The following is a 25,273-nucleotide window of genomic DNA, read 5'->3' as shown; positions in this document are numbered from 1 at the left end:
TGATTTTTGGCACATGCCTGCAACCCCTTGGAGCACTAGCATTTTCGAGTCAAAAGGAGCCGATAAAAATGAAAAAAGGCTTTGACAGGCCTCTGGCAATCGTGTAGGCCACCTCTGACTTTGGACCAAAATTCACAATCCCATTTTCAACGCGCTGGGGGCCGATCATGATTGACATCGATTTCACGTTTCTGATCCAGCTGGTCAACTTCCTTTTCACGCTCGTTGGCCTGAACTTCCTGCTGATCCGCCCCATCCGGGAAAAGATCCAGGAACGCAACAGCCTTATGGCCGCCCAGGTGGGCAAGATCGAGGGCTTCAACTCCAGCGCCGAGGAGAAGCTTAAGAGCTACCAGGCGGCAATCGACGCCGCCCGCCAGGAAGGTCTTGAGATGCGCAAGCAGATGCGCGCCGATGGCGCGGGCGAAGAGCAGCAGATCATGTCCGCTGCCGGCAAGGAGGTCGCCGCCTCCCTGAAGGCCGCACATGACGAGATCGCCGCTCAGGTGGCTGGGGCCAAGCAGGCGCTGGCTTCCGAGGTGGAGAAATTCGCGCAGAAGGCCACGGCCAAGATCTTGGGCCAGGCTTAAGCCGACAGGAAGAAGGAGGGGGCACATTTTGAAAGTCGCGAGACATACAGTTTTGAGCCTGATCGGCGTTCTGGCCTTTGCCGCTGTGGCATACGCCAGCGGCGGCGAGGGAGGCCACGGCATCGATGCGGAAATGTGGAAGAACTACGCCTTCCGTATCGTCAACTTCATCATCTTCATCTTCCTCATCTACAAGTTTGGCGGAGAGAAGATCGCTGCCTTCTTTGGCGGGCGTCGCGCCCAGATCAAGAAGGACCTTGAGGATCTCGAGGTTCGCCAGGCCGAGGCCGAGAAGAAGCTGAAGGACGTGGAGACCGGCATCCGCAACCTGGAGCAGGAAAAGGCCGCCATCCTGGCCGAAGCCAAGACCCAGGGCGAAGCCATCAAGACCGCCATCATCGAGAAGGCCCAGAAGGATGCTGCCACCATGCAGCTCCAGGCCAAGACCAGCGCCGAGAACGAAGCCCGCGCCGCCTTTGACCGCGTCCGGGCCGAGATCGCCGACCAGGTCATCGAGCAGGCGACGAAAATCGTGCGGGAGAAGCTCACCGACAAGGATCATGAGCGCCTCGTGGATGAATACTTAACAAAGGTGGTGCTCAATTGAGCGGGAACATCGTCGCGCGCAGGTACGCCAAGGCGCTGTTCACCGTAGGGAGCAAGCAGGGTTCCTCCGAGCTTGAGACCTACGGCAAGCAGCTTGCCGACCTGGCAGAGGCACTGGCGGGAGCGCCGGAGGCTCTGAGGTTCTTCAAGAACCCGGTCTTCAGCGTGGAGGAGAAGAAAGCTGTTCTCAAGCAGATGGCGCAGCAGCTTGGCCTCAGCGGGGCCATGGCCAACTTCGTCAACCTGCTGGCGGATAAGAACCGGCTGGTCTCCATCCCCGAGATCGCTGCTGACTACAAGGCCATGCTCGATGAAGCGAGCGGCATTGTCTCCGGCAAGCTGGTCACCGCCGTATCGCTTTCCGACTCCCGGAAGGTGGAGCTGAAAGAACGGCTGGAGAAGCAGACCGGCAAGAAGCTGGTCCTCGACTACGGCACCGACGCCGAGATCCTCGGCGGAATCGTGCTGCAGATCGGAGACAGCGTGCTCGACGCCAGTCTGCGCGCCCAGCTGAACATTTTGAAAGAAACCATCAAGAGGGGTGAGTAGGGCCATGCAGATCAAAGCGGAAGAAATCAGCAAAATCATTGAGGGACAAATCCAGAATTACGAGTCCCGCGTGGAAATGAGCGAGACCGGCACCGTCCTCTACGTCGGTGACGGCATCGCCCGCGTGCATGGCGTGAAGAACGCCATGGCAATGGAACTTCTGGAGTTCCCCGGCGGCCTCATGGGCATGGTGCTCAACCTCGAAGAGGATAACGTCGGTGTCGCGCTTCTCGGCGAGTGCAACGAAGTCAAGGAAGGCGACCCCGTCAAGCGTACGGGCAAGATCTTCTCCGTGCCCGTCGGCGAAGCCGTTGCCGGTCGCGTTATCGACCCCCTGGGTCAGCCCATCGACGGCCTCGGCCCCATCGCCTCCAAGGAGACCCGCCCGGTCGAACTGAAGGCCCCCGGCATCGTCGCCCGTAAGTCCGTCCACGAGCCCATGGCGACCGGCCTCAAGGCCATCGACGCCATGACCCCGGTCGGCCGCGGTCAGCGCGAGCTGGTCATCGGCGACCGTCAGGTCGGCAAGACCGCCGTCTGCGTCGACGCCATCCTCGCCCAGAAGGGCGGCGACGTGAAGTGCTTCTACGTGGCCATCGGCCAGAAGAAGTCCACCGTCGCTCTCGTTGCCGACACCCTGCGCAAGTACGGCGGCATGGAGTACACCACCATCATCTCCGCCACCGCCTCCGAGCCCGCGCCGCTGCAGTTCATCGCCGCGTACTCCGGCTGCACCATGGCCGAGTACTACCGCGACAAGGGCGAGCACGCGCTCATCATCTACGACGACCTGTCCAAGCAGGCTGTTGCCTACCGCCAGATGTCGCTGCTGCTCCGCCGTCCTCCCGGCCGCGAAGCCTTCCCCGGCGACGTCTTCTACCTGCACTCCCGCCTGCTGGAGCGCTCCTGCAAAGTCAATGACGGCCTGGGCGCCGGTTCGCTGACCGCCCTGCCCATCATTGAGACGCAGGCCGGCGACGTGTCCGCGTACATCCCGACCAACGTCATCTCCATCACCGACGGCCAGGTCTACCTGGAGCCCGCGCTGTTCAACGCCGGCATCCGCCCGGCCATCAACGTCGGCCTCTCGGTCTCCCGCGTCGGCGGCGCCGCCCAGATCAAGGCCATGAAGCAGGTCGCCGGCACCCTGCGCCTCGACCTCGCCCAGTACCGCGAACTGGCCGCCTTCGCCCAGTTCGGCTCCGACCTGGACAAGGCCACCCAGCAGAAGCTCAACCGCGGCGCCCGCCTGGTCGAGCTGCTGAAGCAGCCCCAGTACCAGCCCATGCCGGTTCAGGAGCAGGTTGCCTCGCTGTACGCCGGCACCCGCGGCTACATGGACGACGTGCCACTGGAAGCCGTCCGCAAGTTCGAGACCGAGATGCTTGAGTTCATGCGCAACTCCAAGGCTGACATCCTGAAGGACATCCTCGAGAAGAAGGCCCTTGATGCGGACATCGAAGGTCGCCTGAAGGCCGCCATCGACGAGTTCAAGAAGGGCTTCCGCGCCTAGGGCGCAGGAGGGTACGATGGCATCCCTGAGGGACGTCAAAACAAAGATCGGCGCGATCAAGAAGACCAAGCAGATCACCAAGGCCATGAACATGGTGGCCTCGGCGAAGCTGCGCAACGCGCAGAGCCGCATTGAGCGGTTCAAGCCGTACGCGCAGAAGTTCTTCGAAATGCTTGGTGACTTGGCTGCCGGGGCGGACGAGTCGGTCCATCCGCTTCTGGCCAAGCGCGAGGAAAAAAAGACCGTTGGCATTGTTCTCGTTACATCCGACCGCGGCCTGTGCGGCAGCTTCAACGTCAACCTGATCAAGGCCGGCCTCAAGCTGGCCAAAGAGAAGCAGGCCCAGGGCCTGAACGTGAAGTTCTACTGCGTGGGCAAGAAGGGTCGCGACGCGGTCCGCAAGGCCGAGTACGAGATCCTGGTTCAATACCGTGACGTGATGAACAGCTTTGACTTCACGCTCGCCAGCAAGCTCGGGCAGGAGCTCATCAACTCCTTCCTCGACGCGACGCTTGACGAAGTGGTCCTGGTCTACGGCGAGTTCATCAGCATGGCCCGGCAGGTTCCGGTGGTGCAGAGCATTCTGCCCATCAGCGGAGAGCAAGCCGCCGAGGTCAAAAGCTCGGGCAAGGAATACGTCTACGAGCCTTCCGTGGAAGGCTTGCTGGCCGAACTCCTGCCCCGCTTCATCAAGGTGCAGGTCTATCGGGGCATGCTCGACACGTCGGCCAGTGAACATGCCGCTCGCATGAGCGCCATGAACAACGCGACGCGCGCCTGCGACGACATGACCAATGCCCTGACGCTTCTCTACAACAAGACGCGCCAGGCTTCCATCACCAGGGATCTTATGGATATCGTTGGCGGCGCTGAAGCGCTGAAAGGATAATAAGGGGGCCAAACACAATGAGTGCTAACGTGGGAAAAATCGTTCAGGTTATCGGCGCCGTCGTTGACGTCGAATTTCCTGAGGGCAAGCTGCCGCACATCCTGAATGCGCTGCAGATCAACAACCCGAACAACACCGACGCGCCGGACCTGATCTGCGAAGTGGCCCAGCACCTCGGCAACAACGTGGTCCGCACCATCGCCATGGACGCCACCGAAGGTCTCGTCCGCGGCATGGAAGCCACCGACACCGGCAAGAACATCATGGTTCCGGTCGGCGCCGGTTCGCTCGGCCGCATCATGAACGTCGTCGGCCGCCCCGTGGACGAAATGGGCCCGATCAAGAGCGACAAGCTCATGCCCATTCACGCCCTGGCTCCCGCCTTCGTCGACCAGAACACCAAGGTCGAAGTGCTTGAAACCGGCGTCAAGGTCATCGACCTGCTGATTCCCTTCCCCAAGGGCGGCAAGATGGGCCTCTTCGGCGGCGCAGGCGTCGGCAAGACCGTTATTCTCATGGAGATGATCAACAACATCGCCAAGCAGCACGGCGGCATCTCCGTGTTCGCCGGTGTTGGTGAGCGCACCCGTGAAGGAAACGACCTGTACCACGAAATGAAGGACGCCGGCGTTCTCGAGAAAGCCGCGCTTATCTACGGCCAGATGAACGAGCCTCCAGGAGCCCGCGCCCGCGTCGCCCTGACCGCGCTGGCCTGCTGCGAGTACTTCCGTGACGAGGAAGGCCAGGACGTGCTCTTCTTCGTTGACAACATCTTCCGTTTCACCCAGGCGGGTTCGGAAGTGTCCGCGCTCCTCGGCCGCATGCCCTCCGCGGTCGGCTACCAGCCGACTCTGGGCACCGACCTTGGTGAACTGCAGGAACGCATCACCTCCACCAAGAAGGGTTCGATCACCTCGGTCCAGGCCGTTTACGTGCCCGCCGACGACTTGACCGACCCCGCGCCGGCCACCACGTTCTCGCACTTGGACGGCACCCTGGTGCTTTCCCGCCAGATCGCGGAGCTCGGCATCTACCCCGCGGTGGACCCGCTGGACTCCACCTCCCGCATCCTTGACCCCCTGGTCCTGGGCGTGGAGCACTACGGCACCGCCCGTAATGTCCAGATGATCCTCCAGAAGTACAAGGAACTCCAGGACATCATCGCGATTCTGGGTATGGACGAGCTCTCCGACGACGACAAGCTCCTCGTCGGCCGCGCCCGCCGCATCCAGCGCTTCCTGTCCCAGCCCTTCCACGTGGCCGAAGCCTTCACCGGCAAGCCCGGCCGCTACGTCAAACTTGAAGACACCATCAAGGGCTTCAAGGAGATCATCGAAGGCAAGCACGACGACATCCCTGAGAGCGCCTTCTACATGGTCGGCGACATCAACGAGGCTCTGGAAAAAGCCAAGCAAGGATAGTGTGCCATGTCCAAGAAGCTGCTGCTTGAAATCGTGACGCCCGACCGCAAGGTCCTCTCGCAGGACGTTGACTATGTCGGAGCCCCCGGCGCGCTGGGCGAGTTCGGTGTACTGCCGAACCACATCCCCTTCCTGTCCGCGCTGGGCATCGGCAACCTGTACTACAAGGACGCGGGCAAGACCCACTACGTCTTTGTGTCCGGCGGGTTTGCCGAGGTCAGCCCTGACAAGGTCACCATCCTGGCAGAGGCCGCGGAAATGGCTACGGACATCGACCTGGAACGCGCCCGCAAGGCCCAGGAGCGTGCCCAGCAGCGTCTCGCCCGTGCCCAGGACAAGATCGACCACGCCCGTGCCCAGGCCGCGCTGCGTCGTTCCCTGGCTCGCTTGAGCTGCCGCAACTCCGGGGACAAAGCCGGAACGTGCTAGCATCCCGCACCCTGCGCCGCCCAGAGGCTCAGGACGTCTGAGAAACCAAGGCAGGCCGGGCTCATCCGGCCTGCCTTTTTTCATCCGCCAAGCGGCGGGGAACACAGCGCAGCCAGGCTGCCAGGAGACACAATGCCCCACCAGAACACCATCGCCGTCATCCTGGCTGCTGGAAAAGGCACGCGCATGCACTCTGACAAGCCCAAGGTCCTTCAGACCGTCCTGGGAGAGACAATGCTCGGGCTTGTCGCTGGTGCGGCGCAGGCTGTGGCCGCTCAGGTGCTCACGGTAGTGGGGCACGGCGTGGAGATGGTCAGAAAGGCGCACCCGGAACTGGCCGAAGGCTTCGTGCTGCAGGAAAAGCAGCTCGGCACCGGCCACGCCCTGCAAGTCGCCTGGGACCGCGTCCGCGCCTCTGGAGCGAGCCATTGCCTGGTCCTGAATGGCGATACCCCGCTTGTGACGCCGGAAGTTGTGGAAGACCTTTTGCAAACCTGCCGGGCGGGCGCCGACTTGGCCTTCCTCACCGCGGTGCTGCCCGACGCCGGTGCTTTTGGCCGCGTGCTCAGAGGCCCGGACGGCGAGGTCCTGGGCATCGTTGAGGCCAAGGACTACGACCCAGCCACCCACGGGCCGGACACCTGCGAGGTCAACACCGGCCTGTTCTGCCTGAACGTGGCCGCCATGGAGAATTTCCTGTTCTCCCTCACCAACGCCAACCGGGCCGGGGAACTGTACATCACAGACCTCGTCGGCTTCGCTGTCGAGGCAGGGCTCAGCGTCCACGCCCTGCGCCGGGATGATTCTTCCGGTCTGCTGGGCGTCAACTCCCCCCTGGAACTCGCCGACGCCGAGGAGCGGCTTCGCTCGGACATCGTGTCACGGCTCCTGGCTTCAGGCTGCCTCATCCATCAGCGTGCAAGCGTTGTGGTGGGGCCGCGAGCCGAGGTTGAGCCCGGCGCGGAGATCACCGGCCCCTGCCGCATCCTGGGGGCGAGCCGCATCGCGCGCGGCGCGAAGGTCGGCGCGTTCTGCCAGCTCACCGACGCCGTGCTGGAGCCCGGGGCCGAGGTGCGCGAATTCAGCCACCTGGAATCGGCCACGCTGCAGGCCGGGGCCACAGCCGGCCCCTATGCCCGCTTGCGGCCTGGTGCGCTGTTGATGGAAGACGCGCGCGTGGGGAATTTCGTCGAGATGAAAAAGTCCGTGCTGGGCAAGGGGGCCAAGGCCAGCCACCTGACCTACCTGGGCGACGCCAGCATCGGCGCCGGGGCCAACATCGGCGCGGGCACCATCACCTGCAACTACGACGGCGTGAACAAGCACAAGACCGACATCGGCGCGGGCGCGTTCATCGGCAGCAACACGGCCCTTGTGGCGCCGGTCAGCGTTGGCGCCAACGCGCTTGTCGGCGCGGGCTCGGTCATCACGAAGAGCGTGCCGGAAGGGGCTCTTGGCATCGCCCGAGCGCGGCAAAGCAATCTGCCGGGCCGTGGCAAGAAACCTTGATTTTGGTGCCGCAAGTAGATAAGGTCTGGTTATGGAACTCATCGAAAGGTTGGAAGCACGCTTCGAGCAGCTCATTGCGCGCGTTCAGCAGTTGGAAGAGGAAAACCGGGCCCTGGCAGCTGAAAAAGAGGCCGAGGCCGGTAAAAGGCGGGAAATTCAAGACCGTATTGAAGCCCTTCTGGTGAAGGTGCAGGCATCGCTCGAAGAGCGCTAGGGCGACTGAAACCCCATGCCCCGCTACACCATTTCGGTCAACGGACTTGAACTCTCGTTCAAAACGGATGCGGATGAAAAGCGCATCCAAGCAGCCCAGACCTTGCTCGAAGAACGCTTCCATGAGCTGAGCAAGGATGGTCGGTATATAAGCAGGGAGAAACTGCTCACGCTTCTGGCCCTCGGGATCGCAGATGACTTTCTCGAACTTCGCCAGCGGCTGGAGGGCCTTGAGGCCCGGATGCAGGAGCTCTTGGAGAGGCAACAATAGGCCGGACCGTCGGCCTTGCGCATAGGGGAAATTCGGACAAACCCTGGGGAGTTCGTGATTGCTCTTGAGTTTTTGAGCCAATATGCATCAAAAGGGATCCGCCAGAGTGCGCCCGTGTGCATGCCCGCCTCGATGCGGGGAGCCTGACGGCCAGCCGGTGGAGCCCACCTCGGCAAGCGAGGTTCATAACTCCAAGAACGACACGGCACCCCGGGGCTATATATAGTCCACGGGTCACTTCTCTTCGCATCATGCGGCCCGAGACAAGGCTTTCCCCCTCCGCATAAACGCCTACCGCCCTCCAATAGCGCTCCCGACAACGCAGCACGAACCGTGCGGGTTTCGTCGCCTTTTTGGCGCGTTTCGCCGCGCACGAATCAGGCCCGTCAAGGCCTGTCAATATAACCGGAAGGGAGCAGCGCATGAATGATTCCAGCCTGTTGCTCATCGCCCTGGACGCAGTAGCCCTCACCGTGGGCCTCGTGGGCGGCTATTATTTAAGCACCTACGTCAGCAAAAAACGTCTTCAGGACGCACAGGACCTTGCAACCCGCATCGTTGAGGAAGCCAGAAAAGAGGCCGAGGCCACCCGCAAGGAAGCCCGCATCCAGGCCAAGGACGACATCTTCGCCCTGAAAAAGGAACAAGAAGAGGAGTTCAAGGACCGCGAGCAGACCATCAAACGCGAGCAGTCCCGCCTTCAGGAAAAGGAAGAGCGCCTGGAAAGCAAGCTCGAAAAGGTCGCCCAAAAGGAATCCGGCGTGGTGGAGCTCGAAAAGCGCCTCATCAAGCAGGAAAAGGCCCTGGCCGAGAAGCAGGAAGAGCTGGCGGCCGCAGCCGACATCCACGAGCGCAAGCTGCAGGAAATTTCCGGCCTCACCGTCGAGGAGGCCAAGGAACGCCTCATGACCGAGGTCGAGTCGCGCACCCGCCACGAGGCCGCGCGAATGATCCGCAACATCGAGACCGAGGCCAAGGAGAACGCCAGCAAGAAGGCCAAGGAGATCCTCTCCCTCGCCATCCAGCGCTACTCCGGCGACTACATCTCCGAGCAGACCGTCACCGCCGTGACCCTGCCGAGCGAAGAGATGAAGGGACGCATCATCGGCCGCGAGGGACGCAACATCCGCGCCCTTGAAGCCGCCACCGGCGTTGACCTCATCATCGACGACACTCCAGAGACCGTGGTGCTCTCCGCGTACAGCCCGCTCCGGCGCGAAGTGGCCAAGCAGGCCCTTGAGCGCCTCATCCACGACGGCCGCATCCACCCCGCCCGCATCGAAGACGTGGTGCGCAAGGTGGAGCAGGAAATGGACGTGAAGCTGCGCGAAATCGGCGAGCAGGCCACCTTCGACGTGGGCGTGCACGGCATCCACCCCGAGGTCGTCAAGCTGCTGGGCCAGTTGCACTACCGCACCAGCTATTCCCAGAACGTCCTCCAGCACTCCATCGAGGTCGCCTTCCTCTGCGGCATCATGGCCGCCGAACTCGGCCTGGACGAGAAGATGGCCAAGCGCGCAGGCCTGCTGCACGACCTGGGCAAGGCCGTGGACCACGAGGTCGAAGGACCGCACGCCCTCATCGGCGCGGACCTGGCCAAGAAGCACGGCGAAGCGCAGGAGATCATCCACGCCATCCAGGCCCACCACGAGGACGTTGCGCCGCAGACGGCCATCGCCACCCTGGTGCAGGCGGCCGACTCCCTCTCCGGCGCTCGGCCCGGCGCGCGCAAGGAACTGCTCGAGAATTACGTCAAGCGCCTGGAAGAACTGGAGGGCATCGCCACCAGCTTCGGCGGCGTCACCAAGGCCTACGCCATCCAGGCCGGTCGCGAGGTGCGCGTCATGGTCGACGCCGAGCGCGTGCCCGACGAGCAGACCTACCTCCTGGTGAAGGACATCGCCTCCAAGATCGAGAGCAACATGACCTACCCCGGCCAGATCCGCGTCACCGTTATCCGTGAAAAGCGCGCCGTGGGCTACGCCAAGTAGAGCAAAACCGCCATTAAGCCTGAATGAGGCCGGGGAGTCACCACTTCCCGGCCTTTTTCACGCCCGACGCCAAACGCGCTCGCCTTGCGTTCCGAAGGCAAATCTCCTAGGCTTATTCAATCCGAAAAGCCCCGACAGGGCTCTACTCGATCCACAACACCGACGGAGGTGCCTTATGGCGGTTGAAAGCAGGGAAAAGCGCAAGGCCAAGGTCATCGAGGTTCTGAACAAGGCGAGGGCCATGGAGCTTTACGCCATCACCCAGTACATGAACCAGCACTACAACCTGGACGACAAGGACTACGGCGAAATGGCGGCCAACATGAAGCTCATCGCCATCGACGAGATGCGCCACGCTGAAATGTTCGCCGAACGCATCAAGGAACTGGGCGGAGAACCCGTCACTCAGGGCGACGGCAAGGTGGTCAAAGGCCAGGACGTGCGCAAGATCTTCGTCTTCGACGCCGGAGTGGAAGACGCCACCATCGACACCTACAACAAGTTCCTGCAAGTCTGCCGCGAGGCCGGCGACAACATCAGCGTGAACCTGTTCCAGAGCGTCATCGACGAGGAGCAGGTCCACTTCAACCACTTCGACAACGTGGCCGGCCACATCAAAGACCTGGGCGACGCCTACCTCTCGCGCATCGCGGGCACGCCCAGCACAACCGGCGGCACCACCAAAGGCTTCGCCATTAAGCCCGGCGGCGGAGCGTAAGATCACACATGCTGAATGGCTGGCGGACAGGGGGGAACCCTCCCCTGCCCGCTTTTTCTTGCCCCCCGGCCCTTCCTGTCGTAAGCACCCTTCATGCGCATCCTCTATCTTGGCGACATTGTTGGCAGGCCTGGCCGTCTGGCGGTCAAGAAGCATCTGCCGGGCATCCGCGAGGCCGAGGCCGTGGACATGGTCCTGGCCAACGCCGAGAACGCGTCGGGCGGGCTTGGTCTCACGGCCGAGGGCGCGGGCGAGCTTTTCGCTTCCGGGCTGGACGGCCTGAGTTCCGGCAACCACATCTGGAAGTATCGCGACATCCCCTCGTACATGCAGCGCGAGCCCCGGCTCCTCCGCCCAGCCAACTATCCGCCGGACGTGCCTGGTCGCGGCATGGTGGTGCTGCGCAGGCCCGGCCTGCCGCCGGTGGCGCTCCTGAACCTCATGGGCCGCACGTACATGCAGGCCATCGACTGCCCCTTCCGCACGGCGGATGCGCTGCTGGCCGAACTGGACGCCGAGCACCCGGACGTCAAAATCCGCATCATCGACTTTCACGCCGAGGCCACCAGCGAAAAGGCCGGCCTTGGCTGGCATCTGGACGGCCGCGTGAGCGCGGTCCTTGGCACGCACACGCACGTGCAGACCAACGACGCGCGCCTGCTCCGCAAGGGCACGGCCTTCTTGTCCGACCTCGGCATGTGCGGGCCTGTGGACTCCTGCCTAGGCATGAGCATCGAGCCCATCCTGCGGAAGTTCTTGACTGCGTCGCCGGAACGGTTTGAAGTGGCCGACGGCCCCGTGGCGCTCACCGGCGCCCTTCTCGACATCGAAGACACCACCGGCCGGGCGCTTTCCATCCGCGCCTGGCGGTTCAATGTTTGACAGGAGCTTGACCGTGAACATTTACGACGAACTTTCCTGGCGCGGCCTGGTGCATCAGGTCTCCGACGAAGCTGGCCTGCGCAAGTACCTCGCTACCCCCGGCCAGAGCATGTACTGCGGCTTCGACCCCACGGCCGAGAGCCTGCACATCGGCAACCTCGTGCCGCTGCTGGCGCTGGTTCGCATGCAGCGCGCCGGGCACAAGCCCATTTTCCTGCTCGGCGGGGCCACGGGCCTCATCGGCGACCCCTCGGGCAAGGACAAGGAGCGCGAGCTCTCGGACATGAGCGCGCTGAACGCGCGCGCCGAGCGCATCAGAAGCCAGGTGGAGGCGTTTTTCGAGCGCAACACCGGCGCCAAGCCCTGGGTGGTGAACAACTACGATTGGGTCAAGAACATGAGCGCCATCGAGCTGTTGCGCGACGTGGGCAAGCATTTCACGGTGAACTGGATGCTGGCCAAGGACTCGGTCAAGGGCCGCATCGAGCGCGAGGAGACCGGCATCTCCTACACCGAGTTCAGCTACATGATCCTGCAGGGCTACGACTTCTACCATCTTTGCAAGGAGTATGGCTGCCGCCTGCAGATCGGCGGCGGCGACCAGTGGGGCAACATCACCGCCGGCACGGAGCTCATCCGCAAGAAACAGGCGGGCGAGGCCTTCGCGCTGACGTTCCCGCTCATCACCACTGCCTCCGGCAAGAAGTTCGGCAAGAGCGAGAAGGGCGCCATCTTCATGAGCACGGCGCTCACCAGCCCCTACGCCTTCTACCAGTACTGGATCAACACCGACGACCAGGACGTGGTCAAGTTCCTGAAGTACTTCACGTTCCTGACGCAGGATGAGATCGCCGGGCTGGAGGCGGAGCTGGCCCGCGCGCCCCAGGAGCGCGCCGCGCAGAAGGCGCTGGCCGCCAACGCCACCATCATGGTGCACGGCGAAGAGGAACTTGCCAAGGTGCTGGCCGCCACGGAGGCCCTGTTCGGCAAGGGCGACCTGCGCGCGCTGGACCACGGCACCCTCGTTGCCGCGCTTGAGGCCGCGCCCGCCCACGACTACGCCTTCAACGCGCTGCCGGACCTGCCGCAGATACTGGTGGACTTGGGGCTCTGCCCGTCCAAGGGACAGGCCAGGAAGGACATCCAGGCCGGGGCTGTCAGCCTGAACGGCGCCAAGGTCACTGACGCCGCGCGCGCGCTGGCCGAGGACGATTTCCTGGGCGAGGTCAACGCCACCCACGGGGCCTTCGCCGTGCTGCGCAAGGGCAAGAAGAACTACGGACTCGTCCGGCTGGGGTAGCCTGATGTCGACCGGCCAGTTGTTGGCCGGTCACCGCCAGTCTGCAACGTCAGGCTGCTACTGGGCTTCCGCCTTGTCCTGCCCGAGCCGCAGGGCCGCCCGGAAACCGACGCGCAGCGTGGCCCAGCAGCCGACGAGCAGCACCGGAGCAAGCTGGACAGCGTGCAACAGCAGCGCGGCAGCCAGCGACTCCTCCTTGGGCTGGCCAAAGGCGGTCAGGGCGGCCATCATGGCGGCCTCGTAGACCCCGACACTGCCAGGCGTCGCCGGGGCGGAAAGCCCGGCCAGGCCGACAACGGCCACGGCCAATATCTGCACCAGGGTGAGATCCAGCCCGAAGACCCAGCTCAGCATCAGCGCATGCGTCACCACACTGCCAAGCCATAGGGGCAGCGTCAGCGTGGCCAGCCCCACGGCAAAGCCCACGGACAGTCGCTCGCGCAGGGCTCTGGCCACCCCCATGAGGTAGCCGGCCAGGCGCGGCCCAGGCAAGAGTCGCAGCAGGCTCTCAACGAAGACGCCCCAGAGCTTGAGCACCAGGACCGCGCCCCAGAGTCCGCCTACGATCATGGCCAGCGGAGCGGCCAGCACCGAGTTGCCCAGCAGCGCACCGGACAGAAGCGCCAGGGTCAGCAGCAGATTGAGGTCGGAGAAGCGCTCCCAGAACACTATCTCCGTGATCTGGGCCAGGCCGCCAGGCAGCGAGCGGCGCAGAAGCGCCATCTTGGCTGCCTCGCCCAACTTGGCGGGCAACAACATGTTCAGGAATTGGCCCAGGCTTTGTGCCAAAAGGACAGTGCCGTAAGGCACTTCGCGGTGGCAGAGCACAAAGAGCCGAAAGGCCGAGGCGAAGCAAGTGATGAGGCACTGGAACAGAAAAATCACGCAGACCTTCCACGCCGAGACGCGCGAAAGTATCTCAAGGACTTTTGAAATATCAAGATATTTCAGGGCGTAGAAAACACACCCGACCAGGATGCCCACCTGGACGAGGATCAGCAGGATGCGCTTCACTTGCCGCCGCCCTGCCCGTCTTCCGAACGATCGTCCTCGGGCCGGGCGTACTCCGGCACCAGGCGCATGAGCAGCGCGCGCACGGCTTCGCCATCCCGGGCCTGGGCCGCAGCCGCAAGCTCCTCCAGCGCTCCGTCCAGGACACAGGCCACCTCGGCCGGGTCAGCCCCAAGGGTGCCGCCGAGCACCATGATCTTCTCATGCTCCGTGCGCACCACATCCTCGCCTTCGGTGATGAGCTCCTCGTAGATCTTCTCACCTGGCCTGAGGCCGGTGAACACAATATCGACGTCCACACCGGGCTCCTTGCCCGAGAGCCGGATCAGGTCGCGGGCCATGTCCACGATGCGCACGGGCTGGCCCATGTCCAGCACGAAGATCTCCCCGCCCTGCTGCCCCCCGGCCTGCCCCATGGCTCCGGCCTGCCCCATGGCTCCGGCCTGCCCCATGGCTCCGGCCTGGAGGATGAGCTGGCAGGCCTCGGATATGCTCATGAAATAGCGTGTCATCTCCGGATGCGTCACCGTGACCGGCCCGCCACGCTCGATCTGCCGCCGGAACAGCGGCACCACCGAGCCGGACGAGCCCACCACGTTGCCGAAGCGCACGGCCATGAACCGCGTGCCGCTGCCCGCGAAACAGGCCATGAGCCGCTCGGTGACGCGCTTGCTGGCGCCCATGACGCTGGTTGGGCGCACGGCCTTGTCCGTGGAGACGAGCACGAAGCGCTCCACCCCGCTGTCCACGGCGGCCTGCATGGCCGCGCGGGTTCCCAGGATGTTGTTGGTGACGGCGGACCAGGGGTTCTCCTCCAGCATGGGCACGTGCTTGTAGGCCGCGGCATGCAGCACCAGCGCGGGCCTTTGCTCGGCCATGACCTGGCGCATGAGGGAGAGATCGGCCACGCTGCCGAGCACGCAGGAATAGGCGCTGAAGTCGTGCTCCGAGGACAGCTCCCCGGCGATGGCGTAAAGGTTGTATTCCGAAAGATCCACCAGCACCAGGCGCGCGGGCTTGAAGCGCACCACCTGGCGGCAAAGCTCCGCGCCGATGGACCCGCCGCAGCCCGTGACGAGCACCACGCGGCCGGTGATGGTGCCGGCGATGCCCGCCTCGTCCAGGGCCACTTCGCTGCGGCCCAACAGGTCCAGGTAGTCCACGGGCCGAAGCGTCAGGGCCACCTTTCCGTCGAGCAGTTCGCTGGTGGCGGGCAGGATGCGCTGGGGCAGGCCGGTGGCCTTGCACAGGTCCACGATGCGGCGCATCTGGGCGGCGGTTGCGTGGCTCACGGCGATGCACAGCTCCTCCACGCCGCGTTCCTCGGCCACGGTGGCCAGGTCTTCCACACTGCCCAGAACCTCGCGCCCGTGCAGGGAACGCCCGCGCTTGGCCGGGTCGTCGTCCAGAAAACCCACCACCTCGTAGTTCAACTGCGGCGAGGTGGATATCTCGCGCACCAGGCGCTCGCCCAGGCTGCCCGCGCCGATGACCAGGATGCGCCGGGCCGGGCGCTGCGGGTTCCTGCGCGCGCTGGTCCAGGCCGCTGTGCGGGCGTACACGGTGCGGATGGTCAGCCGCACGCCGCCCGTGAACATCAGGCAGAGCAGCCCGTCCATGGCCAGCACGCTGCGCGAGAACCCGGCGAAGCCGAAGCGGAAGGCCACCAGGGCCACAAACAGGGCCTGGGCCAGAACCACGGCCTCGGTGAGCTTCCAGAAGTCCACCAGGCTGGTGTAGCGCCACATGCCCCGATACAGGCCCAACAGCAGGAACACGCCGAGCTTGAGGGACAGGTCGTACTTGAACAGCCCGATGAGCTGCGCGCCGTAGGAATTGGACAGGTTGAAGTCGAAGCGCAGCAGGTAGCTTATGGTCAGGGCCGCGGCAAAGCACAGGGCGTCCGCCGCGAGCATGAGGTAGAAGTTCAGGTTGCGCGGGTTGCAGAGCATCTAGGCCCGCCCCCTGCGCGATACATCCGCGAGAATGGCCGCAACGCGGGCCACGTCGTCCCGGGTCATGGCCGTGCCCGACGGCAGGCACAGGCCCCGCGCGAACTGCTCCTCGGCCACGGTCCCTCCGAACACGCGGCATCCGGCGTACACCGGCTGGGCGTGCATGGGCTTCCACACGGGCCGGGACTCGATGTTCTGCGCCTCCAGGGCCTGGCGCGCGGCCTCGGGCGTGGCGCCGAAGGCCTTCGCGTCGATCTCCACCACCGTGAGCCAACGGTTGGCCTTGCCGTAGGCGGCCTCGGGCATGAAGGACAGCCCCGGCAACGCCGCCAGCGCCTCCTGGTACCAGCGGAAGATGCGCCGACGCGACGCCACCCTGGCCTCCAGCACGTCCAGCTGGCCCAGGCCGATGGCCGCCAGAATGTTGCTCAGGCGGTAATTATAGCCGATTTCCTTGTGCTCGTAGTGCGGGGCGTGCTCCCGCGCCTGCTGCGAGAGCTTGCGCGCGTGGGCGATGAAGTCCGCGTCCTCCGAGGCCAGCATGCCGCCGCCGGAGGTGGTGATGATCTTGTTGCCGTTGAAGGAAAAGATGCTGGCCGCGAGGCCCGGAAAGGCTCCGGCGTGGACCGCGTCGTCGCCATGCCCATACCGAGCGCCCATGGCCTCGGCGGCGTCGGCCACCACCGGCACGCCAAAGGGCGCGCAGATGTCGAGCAGGCGCCGGTAGTCCGCGCACTGGCCGTAAAGGTCGGTGGGGATCACGGCCTTGACCCGGCGGCCCTCGGAAGCCAGCGCCATGAGCGCCTCCCGTAAGCGGTCCGGGTCCATGTTCCAGGTGGCGCGGTCGCTGTCCACGAACACGACCTCCGCGCCGAGAAAATGCGCCGGGCTCACGGAACCGATGAAGGTCAGGCTGGAGGCCACCACCACGTCTCCAGGCCCGACCCCCAGGCAGTGCAGGGCCAGGTGCATGGCCGCGGTGCCGCTTGAGAGCGCCAGGCAGTGCGGCAGGCCCGTGCATTCGGCGAAGGCCGCCTCAAAGGCGTCCACCTGCGGCCCCAAGGGCGCGATGTAGTTGCTGGCGAAAGCCTCGGCCACGCGGCGCGTCTCGTCGCCGCCCAGGTGCGGGGGCGAAAGAAACAGCCTGGGTGCTTTTGCGTGGCTCATGGCGAAAACTCCGGTCAGGACAGCGGTTTCGCGGGCACGCCACCCACGGTGGCACGGCTGGGCACGTCGCGGATCACCGCCGTACCGGCGCCGACCACGCTCCACGCGCCGATGGAGATGCCCGGCACCGCGCAGGAGCCGATGCCCACCAGCGCGCCCTCGCCCACGCGGACGTTTCCGGCCAGGTGCACGCCCGGCGCCACATGGGCATGGGCTTCCAGCACGCTGTGGTGGTCCAGGCTGGCGCAGGTGTTCATAATGGCGTTCTCGCCCACCTTCGCGCCGGTGTTGATGACCGTGCCCGCGCACAGCACCGCGCCCTGGCCCACCACCACGTCCGGCGCGAGCACCGCGGAAGGATGGATGGCCGTGACGAAACGCTTGCCCGCGCTCTTCAGCTCGGCGTAAATCCGGGCGCGCGCCACGTTGTCGCCGATGCCCATGATGATGCTGTCGTGCGGCATGGCGGGCAGATCCGCCAGCTTGCCCAGCACGTTCAGGCCCATGACCTTGGTGCCCGTGAGCGACGCGTCGTCGTCAAGAAAACCCACAATCTCCAGCTCCCGGCCCTTGGTCCACATCTGGTAGAGCACGTCCGCCACAACCTGCCCGTGTCCGCTCGCACCCATGACGATGATTTTCATGCTGGCCCCTGGCGGATGTCCGCCGCGTGTTGTTTCCTGTTCTGTACCGCCCTGGCGGCGTTTGCGTCAACGACTGGCAAGCCCTGGGGAATCGGGCAGCCTCCGGCGGCCAAAGGGCCTGAGGCCCTCTGGACCCCCTCATTTGCTCGCCGCGCTTTCTGCGGCGGTCCCCGCCACAGAAAGCGCGGCGAGCAAATGAGGGGGTCCGGGGGAAATCATTTCCCCCGGCGGGGTTCGGGGCAGCGCCCCGATTCCAACATTCTACTCCACGCCAAGTACGCGCCTGACGGCGGTGATGACGTCGGCCACATCGGCGTCGGTGAGCCGCGCCGAGATGGGCAGGCTCACGGTCTGCCGGCCCAGGCGCATGGCGTGGGGGTAGTCCTCGGCCCGCCAGCCCAGCCGCTCCTGGTAATAGGGATGTTCCGGCAGGGACAGGTAGTGCACGCCCACGCCGATGCCCTGTTTGGTCATGGCCGTAAGGAAGGCGTCGCGGGTGATGCCGCACTGCTCATGGTCCACCATGACGGAATACAGGTGCCGGGCGTGCAGGGTGTCCGGCTCCTGGGGAGACGGCAGTCCCAGCCGCTTGCCTTCCGGCAGCGTGGCGAAGGCCGCGTCGTAGGCTGCCCAGACCTGCTCGCGGCGGGCGTGGTAGGCGCCGACCCTCGGCAACTGGTGGATGCCCAGCGCCGCCTGCAGGTCCATCATGTTGTATTTGAACCCGGCCTCGACCACGAGGTAGTGCTTGTAGCCCTCGTCGCCGAAGCGGTTCCAGGCGTCGGCGCTCATGCCGTGCAGGCCCAGCACCTTGATGCGGGCGAGGTCCTCGGGCCGCTTGGCGATGACCATGCCGCCCTCGCCGGTGATGATGTTCTTGGTGACGTAGAAGCTGAAGCAGCCGAAGTCGCCCAGGGTTCCGGCCTTGCGGCCGTGGTAGGTGGTCTCGATGGCGTGGGCGCAGTCCTCGATGACGGCGAGGTTGTGCTCCGCGGCGAGGGCCGAAAGCGCGTCCATGTCGCAGGGGCGCCCGGCGAAGTGCACGGGCAGTAGCGCGCGGGTGCGCGGGGTGATCATCTCGCGCACCTTGGCCGGGTCGATGTTCATGGTCGCGGGGTCGACATCGGCCAGCACCGGGGTGCCCCCGGCGTGCAGGATGGCGTTCACCGTGGCGCAGAAGGTCAGCGGCGTGGTGATGACCTCGTCGCCGGGCTTCAGGCTCAGGGCAACGAGCGCCAGGTGCAGGGCCGCAGTGCAGGAATGCAGGGCCGCGGCGGACTCCACGCCCTTGTACTCGGCAAAGTCGCGCTCGAACCTGGCCGTGCGCGGGCCGGTGCCGATCCAGCGGCTTTTCAGGCAGGCCACCACCTCGTCGATCTCGGCCTGTTCCAACGCGGGCGAGCCGAAGACGAGGAAATTTTCTTTGGCGCGGACAGGAGGCTTTTCAGACATCGGATGTTCCTTTCACCGCTCAGACCGTGGCGGCTTGTTGGCTGCCGCAGGGGTAACAGAAGCGCCCCCGATGTTCAATCGGAGGCTTCGCCTCATTTGTGGGGAACCTCGCCAGGCTCCGGGCGTCCCGCCTCGGGAAGAGAGCCCATGAATTCTGGCATCGTCGCCTCGCCAGCGGCGCTGACGCCTTCCCGCCGCAGCACGGCGCGCACCGTGCGCCACAGGATCACCAGGTCCAGCCACAGCGAGCGGTTGTCCACGTACCACACGTCCAGGGCGAACTTCTCCTCCCAGGTGAGGGCGTTGCGGCCGTTGATCTGCGCCCAGCCGGTGATGCCCGGCGGCACCTCGTGGCGGCGCGCCTGCTCTTTCGAGTAGCGCGGCAGGTACTGCATCAAGAGCGGCCTTGGGCCGACCAGGCTCATGTCGCCCGCGAGCACGTTCAGGAGCTCCGGCAATTCGTCCAGGGAGGTGCTGCGCAAGAACCGCCCGAAGTCCGTCAGGCGCTGGGCGTCCGGGGCGCTGCCGGGAAGCATGGTACGGAATTTCAGGATGTGGAAGGGCTTGCCGTGCAAGCCGGGGCGCTCCTGGCGAAAGAGCACGCCGGGGCCGAGCTTGAGGCGCACGGCCAGGGCCACGGCCAACAGCACCGGCGCGAAGATCGCCAGCCCCGGCAGCACCAGGGCCAGGTCCAGCAGGCGTTTGGCCGTCACCGGCCCGCCCCGGGTTCTTGACCTGGAGCGACCCCTTCAGCGTTGTCCTCGAGGTTGTCCTCAACATTGACTTGAGCGTCGTCAAGGCCAGTCGGCCCATGCGCCTGCGCGCCCGGAGGCTCTGCCAGGCCCATGGCCAGGAGCATGTCCCGCACCACGATGTCGGCGTCGAACTTTTCCTCGGCCAGGCGTCGGCCCGCAGCGCCCATCGGGGCGATGAGCTCCGGCTGCTCGACGAACCGGGCCATGGCCCGCATGAGCGCGCCGGGTTCGAAAGGCGGCACGAGATAGCCGGTGACGCCCTCCTCGACGGTCTGGCGGCAGCCGGGCATGTCCGTGGTGATCACCGGACGGGCCATGCTGAGCGCCTCCAGGATGGAGCGCGGGGTGCCCTCGCGGTAGAAGGTCGGCAGCACGAAGACGCTGGCCTCGGCCAGATGCGGGCGCACGTCCTGCACCGGGTCGAGCACCTCCACCACGCGCTCCTCTCGCCAGCAGCGCACCATCTCGGCGGGCACGCCGTCCGGGCCGGGGTCGAGCGGGCCGACCAGGCGGCAGATGGCGTGGGGGTGGCGCTGCTTGAGCAGGCGGCAGGCCTCCACGAACACGCCCACGCCCTTGGACCAGAGCAGCCGGGCCACACACAGGAAGATCGGCGCGCCGGTGTGGGGGTGGGCCAACACGGGCGCGGCCGGGGCGAAATGCTCCAGGTCCACGCCGGACCCGGCAACCACGGCCACGCGCTGGCCCTGGCCGGTTATGCCCAGGCTGGCGAAGAGGTCGCGGTCGTCGGGATTCTGAAAGATGACCACGCGGTTGTGTTCCAGGGCCTTGCGGTACAGGCGCACCACCAGCTCTGACAAGAGCCGCCGCCCGGACCATTTCTGCGCGAAGGAGCAGGACTTGGCGTCGCCAGCCGGGTTATCGCCAGCCGAATCGGCTTCCATCTCCAGCCCGCCGAAGGCATAACCCAGGCCCGTGATGAGCGAGGCCACCACAGGCGTATTCCCGGTCCCGCGAAAGGCCCACCGGGCCGCAAGCGAGCCGTAGATCACCGGCTTGATGGTGTAGGCCAGGATCAGGTCCGGCTGAAGCAGCTGGAATTCCCGGCGCAGAGCCAAAAGCGTGCGCAGATCCTGGCGCGGGTCCACCCCGCCGCGCCGCATGGGGAAGCGGATGAGCTCCACGCCCATGGCCCGCAGGGAGATGGACGTATCGGGCGAGCCGGGTTCCTCGGGCGGGGCCAGGGCCATGACCTTGTGGCCGCGCGCCACCAGGGCGCGCAGGAGCGGCCCGCGAAAGTTCACGAGGGACGGGGCGTATCCGGCGACGATGACGATGCGCATGGAGGCCTTCTACCCTGAAATCCCGGCGGTTTCCAGCCAGGATTGAAACATCAGAACGGGCCAGAGCCGATATTGGCGATTGAAGCGGCCGGACTGGTGCTCGGTCCAGGCCTTTTGCACCGGCCCAGGCTCCAGATGCCCCTCGCGCCGCAGCCGCGCGGGATCGATGAGCGCCTGCGCCCAGTCCTTGAGCTCCCCGCGCAGCCAGTCTCCCAGCGGCACGCCAAAGCCCATCTTGGGTCGCTCCCACAGCTCCGGCGGCAGGTATCGCGACAAGAGCCCGCGCAGGAGCTGCTTGCCCTGCCCGCCCCGCACCCGCATGGATTCGGGCAGGCTCCAGGCGAACTCGGCCACCCGGTGGTCCAGGTAGGGCGCGCGCGACTCCAGGCCCACGCTCATGGCGGCCCGGTCGACCTTGGTCAGGATGTCGCCTGGCAGGTACCAGGCCGCGTCCAGGTACTGCATCCAGGCTGTGGAGCCCTGGGGGCACAGCCGCGCGGAGGGCCAGCCCGCGGGCTGGCGCAGGGCCCAGGGGGCCTCGCTCACGCCGGGCACCAGCAGGCCCGGGTCGGGCCAGGCCGAGACGAGGGCCGCGTAGTAGGCCGGGGGAACCCGCGCGGGCAGGGCCTGGGCCAGCTTGTGCAGCTTCTCTCCCGGCAGGCGCTGCTGCCCCAGCTTCGGCAACAGGGGCGACAGCGCCGCGAAGACCCTGTCCCAGCTGCGGGGCGACACCGATTGCAGAAGCCCGGCCGCCACGCCGCGCAGGCCAACGGGCAGCCCGGCCAGTCGCGCCCAGAGCCTCGGGGCGTGGACGTGGCGGTTGTACCCGGCGAAAAGTTCGTCCCCGCCGTCGCCGGACAGGCACACGGTCACATGCCCGCGCGTCAGCTCGGCCACCAGCCGCGTGGGCAAAAGCGAGGCGTCGGCAAAGGGCTCGCCGGCAATCCGCATGAGCTTCGGCACCAGGGCCAGGGCATCTTCCGGCCGCGCCACCAGGGTGGTGTGCCGACAGCCCAGGTGCCGGGCCACGGCCTCGGCCTGGGCCGACTCGTCGTAGGCCGCGTCGGTGTAGCCGATGGTGAAGGTGCGCACCTGCTCCCCGCCGCTTGAGGCCGCCTGCTGGGACATGAGCGCGGCCACGAGGGAGGAGTCGATCCCGCCGGACAGCAGCGCGCCCAGCGGCACGTCGGCCACCATCTGGCCGCGAACGCTCTGGCGCAGCAGGCCCAGCAGGATGTCCTGGGCCTCGGCCTCGGTGCCTGCGAAAGGCTTGGCCAGCCCGGATTCCATGGTTTCGGTGAGCGACCACCAGGCCCTGGGCGCGGGCAGGTCGCCCCCGGAGAGGTCGGCGACGCGCGCGGTCAGGAGGTGTCCGGCCGGGAGCTTGCGCACGCCCTGGAGAATGCAGTGCGGGGCGGGCACGCAGGACAGCCGCAGGTACAGGGCCAGGGCCGCGCGGTCCACGCGCGAGGTGAAGCCCGGCGCGGCGGTGAGGCCCGGCAGCTCCGAGGCGAAGAGCAGCCGCCCCTGGCTGAACGCGTAGTGCAGGGGCTTCTCGCCCAGGCGGTCGCGGGCCAGGGTCAGGGTGCGCTCGCGGGTGTCCCACAGGGCCAGGGCGAACATGCCCGCCGCGCGCTTCAGCCCTTCCTCCGGGCCCCACAGGGCCAGGGCCTCCAGCAGGATCTCGGAGTCCGAGTGCCCGCGCCAGGCGATGGCAGGACGGCCGGAGTAGGCCCGCGCGGCCTCGATCTGGACGCGCAGGTCGGCGTGGTTGTAGACCTCGCCGTTGTAGCACAAGACGAAGCGGCCGCAGTGGCTGACCATGGGCTGGTGGCCCTGGGGCGAGAGGTCGAGGATGGACAGGCGGCGGTGGGAGCACGCCAGATGCCCGGCCGGGTCGGCCCACAGGCCGGAGTCGTCCGGGCCGCGATGGACCTGCTGGTCGGCCATGCGCGCCGCCGCGCCGGACAGTTCCGCCGGGGTGAGCGCGCCAGTGGCGTCGAGGATGCCGGAAATGCCGCACATGATGCGCAAACCCCTAGCAGGTCGCGCCTGGGCTGGCAATGCGCGCGAGCCTATCCGCCTTTACAGCCGTGCGCGCCGGGGGTAGACAGGCCCGGTCGCACCAATCCCCCCCGGAGGTCCACCCCCATGGACGCAGCGCTTACCGCATGGCTTCTCTACATCGGCACCGGCGCCTTTGCCGGAGCCCTGGCCGGACTGCTCGGCATCGGCGGCGGGCTGGTCATCGTGCCCATCCTGAACATCGCCTTCCACGCGCAAGCCCTGCCGGGCGACTACATCCAGCACCTGGCCCTGGGCACGTCCATGGCCACCATCGTGTTCACGTCCGTGTCGTCGCTGCGCTCGCACCACAAGCGCGGGGCCGTGCTCTGGCCCGTGTTCAAGGCCATCACCCCGGGCATCCTCATCGGCTCGTTCCTGGGCTCCAAGCTGGCGGCGCTTCTGTCCACCCGCTTCCTGAGCGGCTTCTTCGTGGTGTTTCTGTACTACGTGGCGGCGCAGATGCTCCTGAACATCAAGCCCAAGGCCACGCGCGAGGTGCCGGGCGGCCTCGGCATGTTCGGGGCGGGCAGCGTCATCGGCAGCGTGTCCGCGCTGGTGGGCATCGGCGGCGGCACCATGACCGTGCCCTTCCTGACCTGGTGCAACGTCGCCATGCACTCATGCATCGGCACCGCGGCGGCGGTGGGGCTGCCCATCGCCCTGGCCGCCAGCGCCGGCTTCATCCTCGGCGGGCAAGGAGTCGCCCTGCCCGGCCTGTCGGCCGGATACCTGGGTTTCGTCTACGTGCCCGCGTTCATCGGCATCGTGGCCGCCAGCGTGCTCACCGCGCCGCTGGGGGCAAAGCTGGCGCACAGCCTGCCCGTGGGCAAGCTCAAGAAGATCTTCGCCTGCCTGCTCATCGTCATGGCCAGCAGGATGCTCTACGGCATGTTCTAGCCCAGGCGCCTAGACCGAGCAACTCATCTTCCCGAAAGGATTGGCGAACTGCTCCAGGTGCGGGCTGGTGCGGAAGGTGTGCCCGGCCGTGGGCAGCACGACAGGCTCGGCCTCCGGCGCGGACCTGTACGCTACGGCCTCCGGCGTGAAACCAAGCCACATGGGCACGGGCTCGCGCTCGGCGTCGCCGCAGAGGCTCTCGCGGTTGCCGGGCTTGAACCGGCGCTCGCCGCCGTCCCTGCCAACGGCTATCAGCTGTGTCAGGCTCGTGGCCACGCCGCAGACCGACCCGTCCGGCGCGAAGGCCAGGGAGTTCGCGTCCCCGTGGATGCCGCAAGCGTCCAGGTCGAAGGCCTGCACAATGCCCACGGGCGTGGCCACGGGTTGCGGCCTGGCGGGCTCCACGCTGCGCAGGGTGCCGTCGGGCCGGAAGCTGATCCCGATGCGCGTGGCGATGGTGCCCGCCGGAGTCTGCACGTCCAGGACTTCGCCGGGCCAGAGGGTCAGGCTGTGCAACGCGCCCTCCGGGTAGAAGCTCACCCCCAGCACCTTCGCCGTGAGCGGCCCGAGCGGCGTGGGGAGCGTCACCGGCCCGGCCAGGCGGCCCTCGTCCTCCTGGGTCCAGTAGCCCGAGAGCTTGCCGTTGAGCGGAAACACGCGCGCCAGCGCCCCATTCTCGTGAAAGGTCACCAGCTCCGCCCGCAACGGCCCGACGGGGGTCATTATTTCGGTGGATTCCTCCAGCGGCAGGTGCTTGAGGGTGCCGTCCTCGTGGAAGTACAGGGCCTGCACCGTGCGCCTGCGCAGGTCGTCGGTGCTGTGCTGAACCGGCAGCTCGCCCAGGGGAGTCCGCAGCAAGGCCGGACCCGCGGGAGCGCAGGACTTGAGCGAGCCGTTGCCGTGCCACTCCAGGCAGCCCGCCACCGGGATCATGCCGTAACGCGTCTGAACCGTGTCCATCGCACCTCCGTCTTTGCATAGGGAGAGCAAGAACAGCGCCACAATTTAAGTTTGCAATTCAGGCATGTTGACCACTCACCTACAGCGACAATCAACACAAACGCAGGCACATCTACAATTCTGTAGCCATATACACCGAACATCCCGACTCCCAAAGCGGACGGGCTGCGCGGTCTCTTC

The 25,273-nt window shown here is 66.1% G+C and carries 24 protein-coding genes and 1 other RNA gene; 16 read left to right on the top strand and 9 right to left on the bottom strand.

All coding sequences use genetic code 11. The annotated features are described in order from the left end of the window. The first annotated feature begins 167 nt into the window (after positions 1–167). The 15 genes from RDU24_RS13290 to tyrS all read left to right on the top strand — a co-directional run bounded on the left by RDU24_RS13290 (position 168) and on the right by tyrS (position 12,881). Positions 168–590 carry an ATP synthase F0 subunit B gene (locus RDU24_RS13290; RefSeq protein WP_308736258.1) on the top strand — a complete coding sequence of 141 codons (423 nt, stop codon included), beginning with the start codon at positions 168–170 and terminating at the stop codon, positions 588–590. Between the two features lie 28 nt (positions 591–618). Further along, positions 619–1,197: a F0F1 ATP synthase subunit B gene (atpF, locus tag RDU24_RS13285; RefSeq protein ID WP_308736257.1), complete on the top strand. Its 579-nt coding sequence runs from the start codon at positions 619–621 to the stop codon at positions 1,195–1,197. Then, positions 1,194–1,745 carry an ATP synthase F1 subunit delta gene (atpH, locus tag RDU24_RS13280; RefSeq protein WP_308736256.1) on the top strand — a complete coding sequence of 184 codons (552 nt, stop codon included), beginning with the start codon at positions 1,194–1,196 and terminating at the stop codon, positions 1,743–1,745. Before atpF ends, atpH begins: the two co-directional genes overlap by 4 nt. Before the next feature lie 4 nt (positions 1,746–1,749). Beyond that, on the top strand, positions 1,750–3,258 hold the full coding sequence (gene atpA, locus RDU24_RS13275; RefSeq protein WP_308736255.1) for a F0F1 ATP synthase subunit alpha: 1,509 nt from the start codon (positions 1,750–1,752) through the stop codon (positions 3,256–3,258). A 16-nt stretch (positions 3,259–3,274) separates the two neighbouring features. Then, positions 3,275–4,147 carry a F0F1 ATP synthase subunit gamma gene (locus tag RDU24_RS13270; protein WP_308736254.1) on the top strand — a complete coding sequence of 291 codons (873 nt, stop codon included), beginning with the start codon at positions 3,275–3,277 and terminating at the stop codon, positions 4,145–4,147. Between the two features lie 17 nt (positions 4,148–4,164). Continuing rightward, positions 4,165–5,568, top strand: coding sequence for a F0F1 ATP synthase subunit beta (gene atpD, locus RDU24_RS13265; protein ID WP_308736253.1), 1,404 nt, complete (start codon positions 4,165–4,167; stop codon positions 5,566–5,568). 6 nt (positions 5,569–5,574) lie between these two features. Then, positions 5,575–5,997, top strand: coding sequence for a F0F1 ATP synthase subunit epsilon (locus tag RDU24_RS13260; RefSeq protein ID WP_308736252.1), 423 nt, complete (start codon positions 5,575–5,577; stop codon positions 5,995–5,997). A 132-nt stretch (positions 5,998–6,129) separates the two neighbouring features. Beyond that, complete coding sequence (gene glmU, locus RDU24_RS13255; protein WP_308736251.1) at positions 6,130–7,506, top strand: bifunctional UDP-N-acetylglucosamine diphosphorylase/glucosamine-1-phosphate N-acetyltransferase GlmU; 1,377 nt, start codon at positions 6,130–6,132, stop codon at positions 7,504–7,506. A 31-nt stretch (positions 7,507–7,537) separates the two neighbouring features. Further along, the gene (locus RDU24_RS13250) at positions 7,538–7,720 is read left to right on the top strand and encodes a hypothetical protein (RefSeq protein ID WP_308736250.1); all 183 of its coding nucleotides are present in this window, start codon (positions 7,538–7,540) and stop codon (positions 7,718–7,720) included. A 15-nt stretch (positions 7,721–7,735) separates the two neighbouring features. Further along, on the top strand, positions 7,736–7,990 hold the full coding sequence (gene zapA / locus RDU24_RS13245; RefSeq protein ID WP_308736249.1) for a cell division protein ZapA: 255 nt from the start codon (positions 7,736–7,738) through the stop codon (positions 7,988–7,990). Between the two features lie 37 nt (positions 7,991–8,027). Beyond that, positions 8,028–8,211, top strand: a non-coding RNA gene (gene ssrS / locus RDU24_RS13240) — 6S RNA. A gap of 201 nt (positions 8,212–8,412) precedes the next feature. After that, positions 8,413–9,981 (top strand): ribonuclease Y, encoded by a 1,569-nt coding sequence (gene rny, locus RDU24_RS13235; RefSeq protein WP_308736248.1) that lies wholly within the window; start codon positions 8,413–8,415, stop codon positions 9,979–9,981. A gap of 175 nt (positions 9,982–10,156) precedes the next feature. Further along, positions 10,157–10,699, top strand: coding sequence for a bacterioferritin (locus tag RDU24_RS13230; protein WP_308736247.1), 543 nt, complete (start codon positions 10,157–10,159; stop codon positions 10,697–10,699). A gap of 93 nt (positions 10,700–10,792) precedes the next feature. Further along, positions 10,793–11,581 carry a TIGR00282 family metallophosphoesterase gene (locus tag RDU24_RS13225; RefSeq protein WP_308736246.1) on the top strand — a complete coding sequence of 263 codons (789 nt, stop codon included), beginning with the start codon at positions 10,793–10,795 and terminating at the stop codon, positions 11,579–11,581. Between the two features lie 13 nt (positions 11,582–11,594). Further along, positions 11,595–12,881 (top strand): tyrosine--tRNA ligase, encoded by a 1,287-nt coding sequence (tyrS, locus tag RDU24_RS13220; RefSeq protein WP_308736245.1) that lies wholly within the window; start codon positions 11,595–11,597, stop codon positions 12,879–12,881. Positions 12,882–12,938: 57 nt separating this feature from the next. Here tyrS and RDU24_RS13215 read toward each other — a convergent pair whose 3' ends face one another. The 8 genes from RDU24_RS13215 to asnB all read right to left on the bottom strand — a co-directional run bounded on the left by RDU24_RS13215 (position 12,939) and on the right by asnB (position 23,194). Beyond that, a complete protein-coding gene (locus tag RDU24_RS13215; protein ID WP_308736244.1) occupies positions 12,939–13,895 on the bottom strand; it encodes a lysylphosphatidylglycerol synthase transmembrane domain-containing protein in 957 nt (318 codons plus the stop codon). Then, the gene (locus RDU24_RS13210) at positions 13,892–15,844 is read right to left on the bottom strand and encodes a polysaccharide biosynthesis protein (RefSeq protein ID WP_308736243.1); all 1,953 of its coding nucleotides are present in this window, start codon (positions 15,842–15,844) and stop codon (positions 13,892–13,894) included. Before RDU24_RS13210 ends, RDU24_RS13215 begins: the two co-directional genes overlap by 4 nt. Beyond that, the gene (locus tag RDU24_RS13205; RefSeq protein WP_308736242.1) at positions 15,845–17,014 is read right to left on the bottom strand and encodes a DegT/DnrJ/EryC1/StrS family aminotransferase; all 1,170 of its coding nucleotides are present in this window, start codon (positions 17,012–17,014) and stop codon (positions 15,845–15,847) included. It lies immediately after the preceding gene. A 14-nt stretch (positions 17,015–17,028) separates the two neighbouring features. Further along, entirely contained in the window at positions 17,029–17,658 is a 630-nt protein-coding gene (locus RDU24_RS13200; RefSeq protein ID WP_308736241.1) for an acetyltransferase, read from the bottom strand. 261 nt (positions 17,659–17,919) lie between these two features. After that, positions 17,920–19,110 (bottom strand): DegT/DnrJ/EryC1/StrS family aminotransferase, encoded by a 1,191-nt coding sequence (locus RDU24_RS13195; protein WP_308736240.1) that lies wholly within the window; start codon positions 19,108–19,110, stop codon positions 17,920–17,922. 92 nt (positions 19,111–19,202) lie between these two features. After that, positions 19,203–19,823, bottom strand: a complete 621-nt coding sequence (locus tag RDU24_RS13190) for a sugar transferase (RefSeq protein WP_308736239.1) — start codon at positions 19,821–19,823, stop codon at positions 19,203–19,205. After that, complete coding sequence (locus tag RDU24_RS13185) at positions 19,820–21,169, bottom strand: glycosyltransferase family 4 protein (protein ID WP_308736238.1); 1,350 nt, start codon at positions 21,167–21,169, stop codon at positions 19,820–19,822. Before RDU24_RS13185 ends, RDU24_RS13190 begins: the two co-directional genes overlap by 4 nt. 9 nt (positions 21,170–21,178) lie before the next feature. Then, positions 21,179–23,194, bottom strand: coding sequence for an asparagine synthase (glutamine-hydrolyzing) (gene asnB / locus RDU24_RS13180; protein ID WP_308736237.1), 2,016 nt, complete (start codon positions 23,192–23,194; stop codon positions 21,179–21,181). Between the two features lie 126 nt (positions 23,195–23,320). Between asnB and RDU24_RS13175 the strand changes: the two genes are divergently transcribed. Further along, positions 23,321–24,133 (top strand): sulfite exporter TauE/SafE family protein, encoded by an 813-nt coding sequence (locus tag RDU24_RS13175; protein ID WP_308736236.1) that lies wholly within the window; start codon positions 23,321–23,323, stop codon positions 24,131–24,133. A 9-nt stretch (positions 24,134–24,142) separates the two neighbouring features. Here the strand turns inward: RDU24_RS13175 and RDU24_RS13170 are convergent, their stop codons facing one another. After that, entirely contained in the window at positions 24,143–25,093 is a 951-nt protein-coding gene (locus tag RDU24_RS13170; protein WP_308736235.1) for a hypothetical protein, read from the bottom strand. Positions 25,094–25,273 lie beyond the last annotated feature (180 nt).

This window comes from Humidesulfovibrio sp., from assembly GCF_031082295.1.
GTDB lineage: Bacteria > Desulfobacterota > Desulfovibrionia > Desulfovibrionales > Desulfovibrionaceae > Humidesulfovibrio.
Note: the sequence above shows the minus strand (reverse complement) of the source record. Positions and strands in the feature narration are given on the sequence as shown.

Coding starts and splice junctions, on each gene's coding strand:
- rny (WP_308736248.1), top strand. CDS start 8,413: ATGAATGATTCCAGCCTGTTGCTCATCGCCCTGGACGCAGTAGCCCTC.
- atpA (WP_308736255.1), top strand. CDS start 1,750: ATGCAGATCAAAGCGGAAGAAATCAGCAAAATCATTGAGGGACAAATC.
- RDU24_RS13170 (WP_308736235.1), bottom strand. CDS start 25,093: ATGGACACGGTTCAGACGCGTTACGGCATGATCCCGGTGGCGGGCTGC.
- zapA (WP_308736249.1), top strand. CDS start 7,736: ATGCCCCGCTACACCATTTCGGTCAACGGACTTGAACTCTCGTTCAAA.
- RDU24_RS13230 (WP_308736247.1), top strand. CDS start 10,157: ATGGCGGTTGAAAGCAGGGAAAAGCGCAAGGCCAAGGTCATCGAGGTT.
- asnB (WP_308736237.1), bottom strand. CDS start 23,194: ATGTGCGGCATTTCCGGCATCCTCGACGCCACTGGCGCGCTCACCCCG.
- RDU24_RS13175 (WP_308736236.1), top strand. CDS start 23,321: ATGGACGCAGCGCTTACCGCATGGCTTCTCTACATCGGCACCGGCGCC.
- RDU24_RS13185 (WP_308736238.1), bottom strand. CDS start 21,169: ATGCGCATCGTCATCGTCGCCGGATACGCCCCGTCCCTCGTGAACTTT.
- RDU24_RS13205 (WP_308736242.1), bottom strand. CDS start 17,014: ATGAGCCACGCAAAAGCACCCAGGCTGTTTCTTTCGCCCCCGCACCTG.
- RDU24_RS13290 (WP_308736258.1), top strand. CDS start 168: ATGATTGACATCGATTTCACGTTTCTGATCCAGCTGGTCAACTTCCTT.
- atpD (WP_308736253.1), top strand. CDS start 4,165: ATGAGTGCTAACGTGGGAAAAATCGTTCAGGTTATCGGCGCCGTCGTT.
- RDU24_RS13225 (WP_308736246.1), top strand. CDS start 10,793: ATGCGCATCCTCTATCTTGGCGACATTGTTGGCAGGCCTGGCCGTCTG.
- RDU24_RS13210 (WP_308736243.1), bottom strand. CDS start 15,844: ATGCTCTGCAACCCGCGCAACCTGAACTTCTACCTCATGCTCGCGGCG.
- glmU (WP_308736251.1), top strand. CDS start 6,130: ATGCCCCACCAGAACACCATCGCCGTCATCCTGGCTGCTGGAAAAGGC.
- RDU24_RS13260 (WP_308736252.1), top strand. CDS start 5,575: ATGTCCAAGAAGCTGCTGCTTGAAATCGTGACGCCCGACCGCAAGGTC.
- RDU24_RS13270 (WP_308736254.1), top strand. CDS start 3,275: ATGGCATCCCTGAGGGACGTCAAAACAAAGATCGGCGCGATCAAGAAG.
- RDU24_RS13200 (WP_308736241.1), bottom strand. CDS start 17,658: ATGAAAATCATCGTCATGGGTGCGAGCGGACACGGGCAGGTTGTGGCG.
- RDU24_RS13195 (WP_308736240.1), bottom strand. CDS start 19,110: ATGTCTGAAAAGCCTCCTGTCCGCGCCAAAGAAAATTTCCTCGTCTTC.
- RDU24_RS13250 (WP_308736250.1), top strand. CDS start 7,538: ATGGAACTCATCGAAAGGTTGGAAGCACGCTTCGAGCAGCTCATTGCG.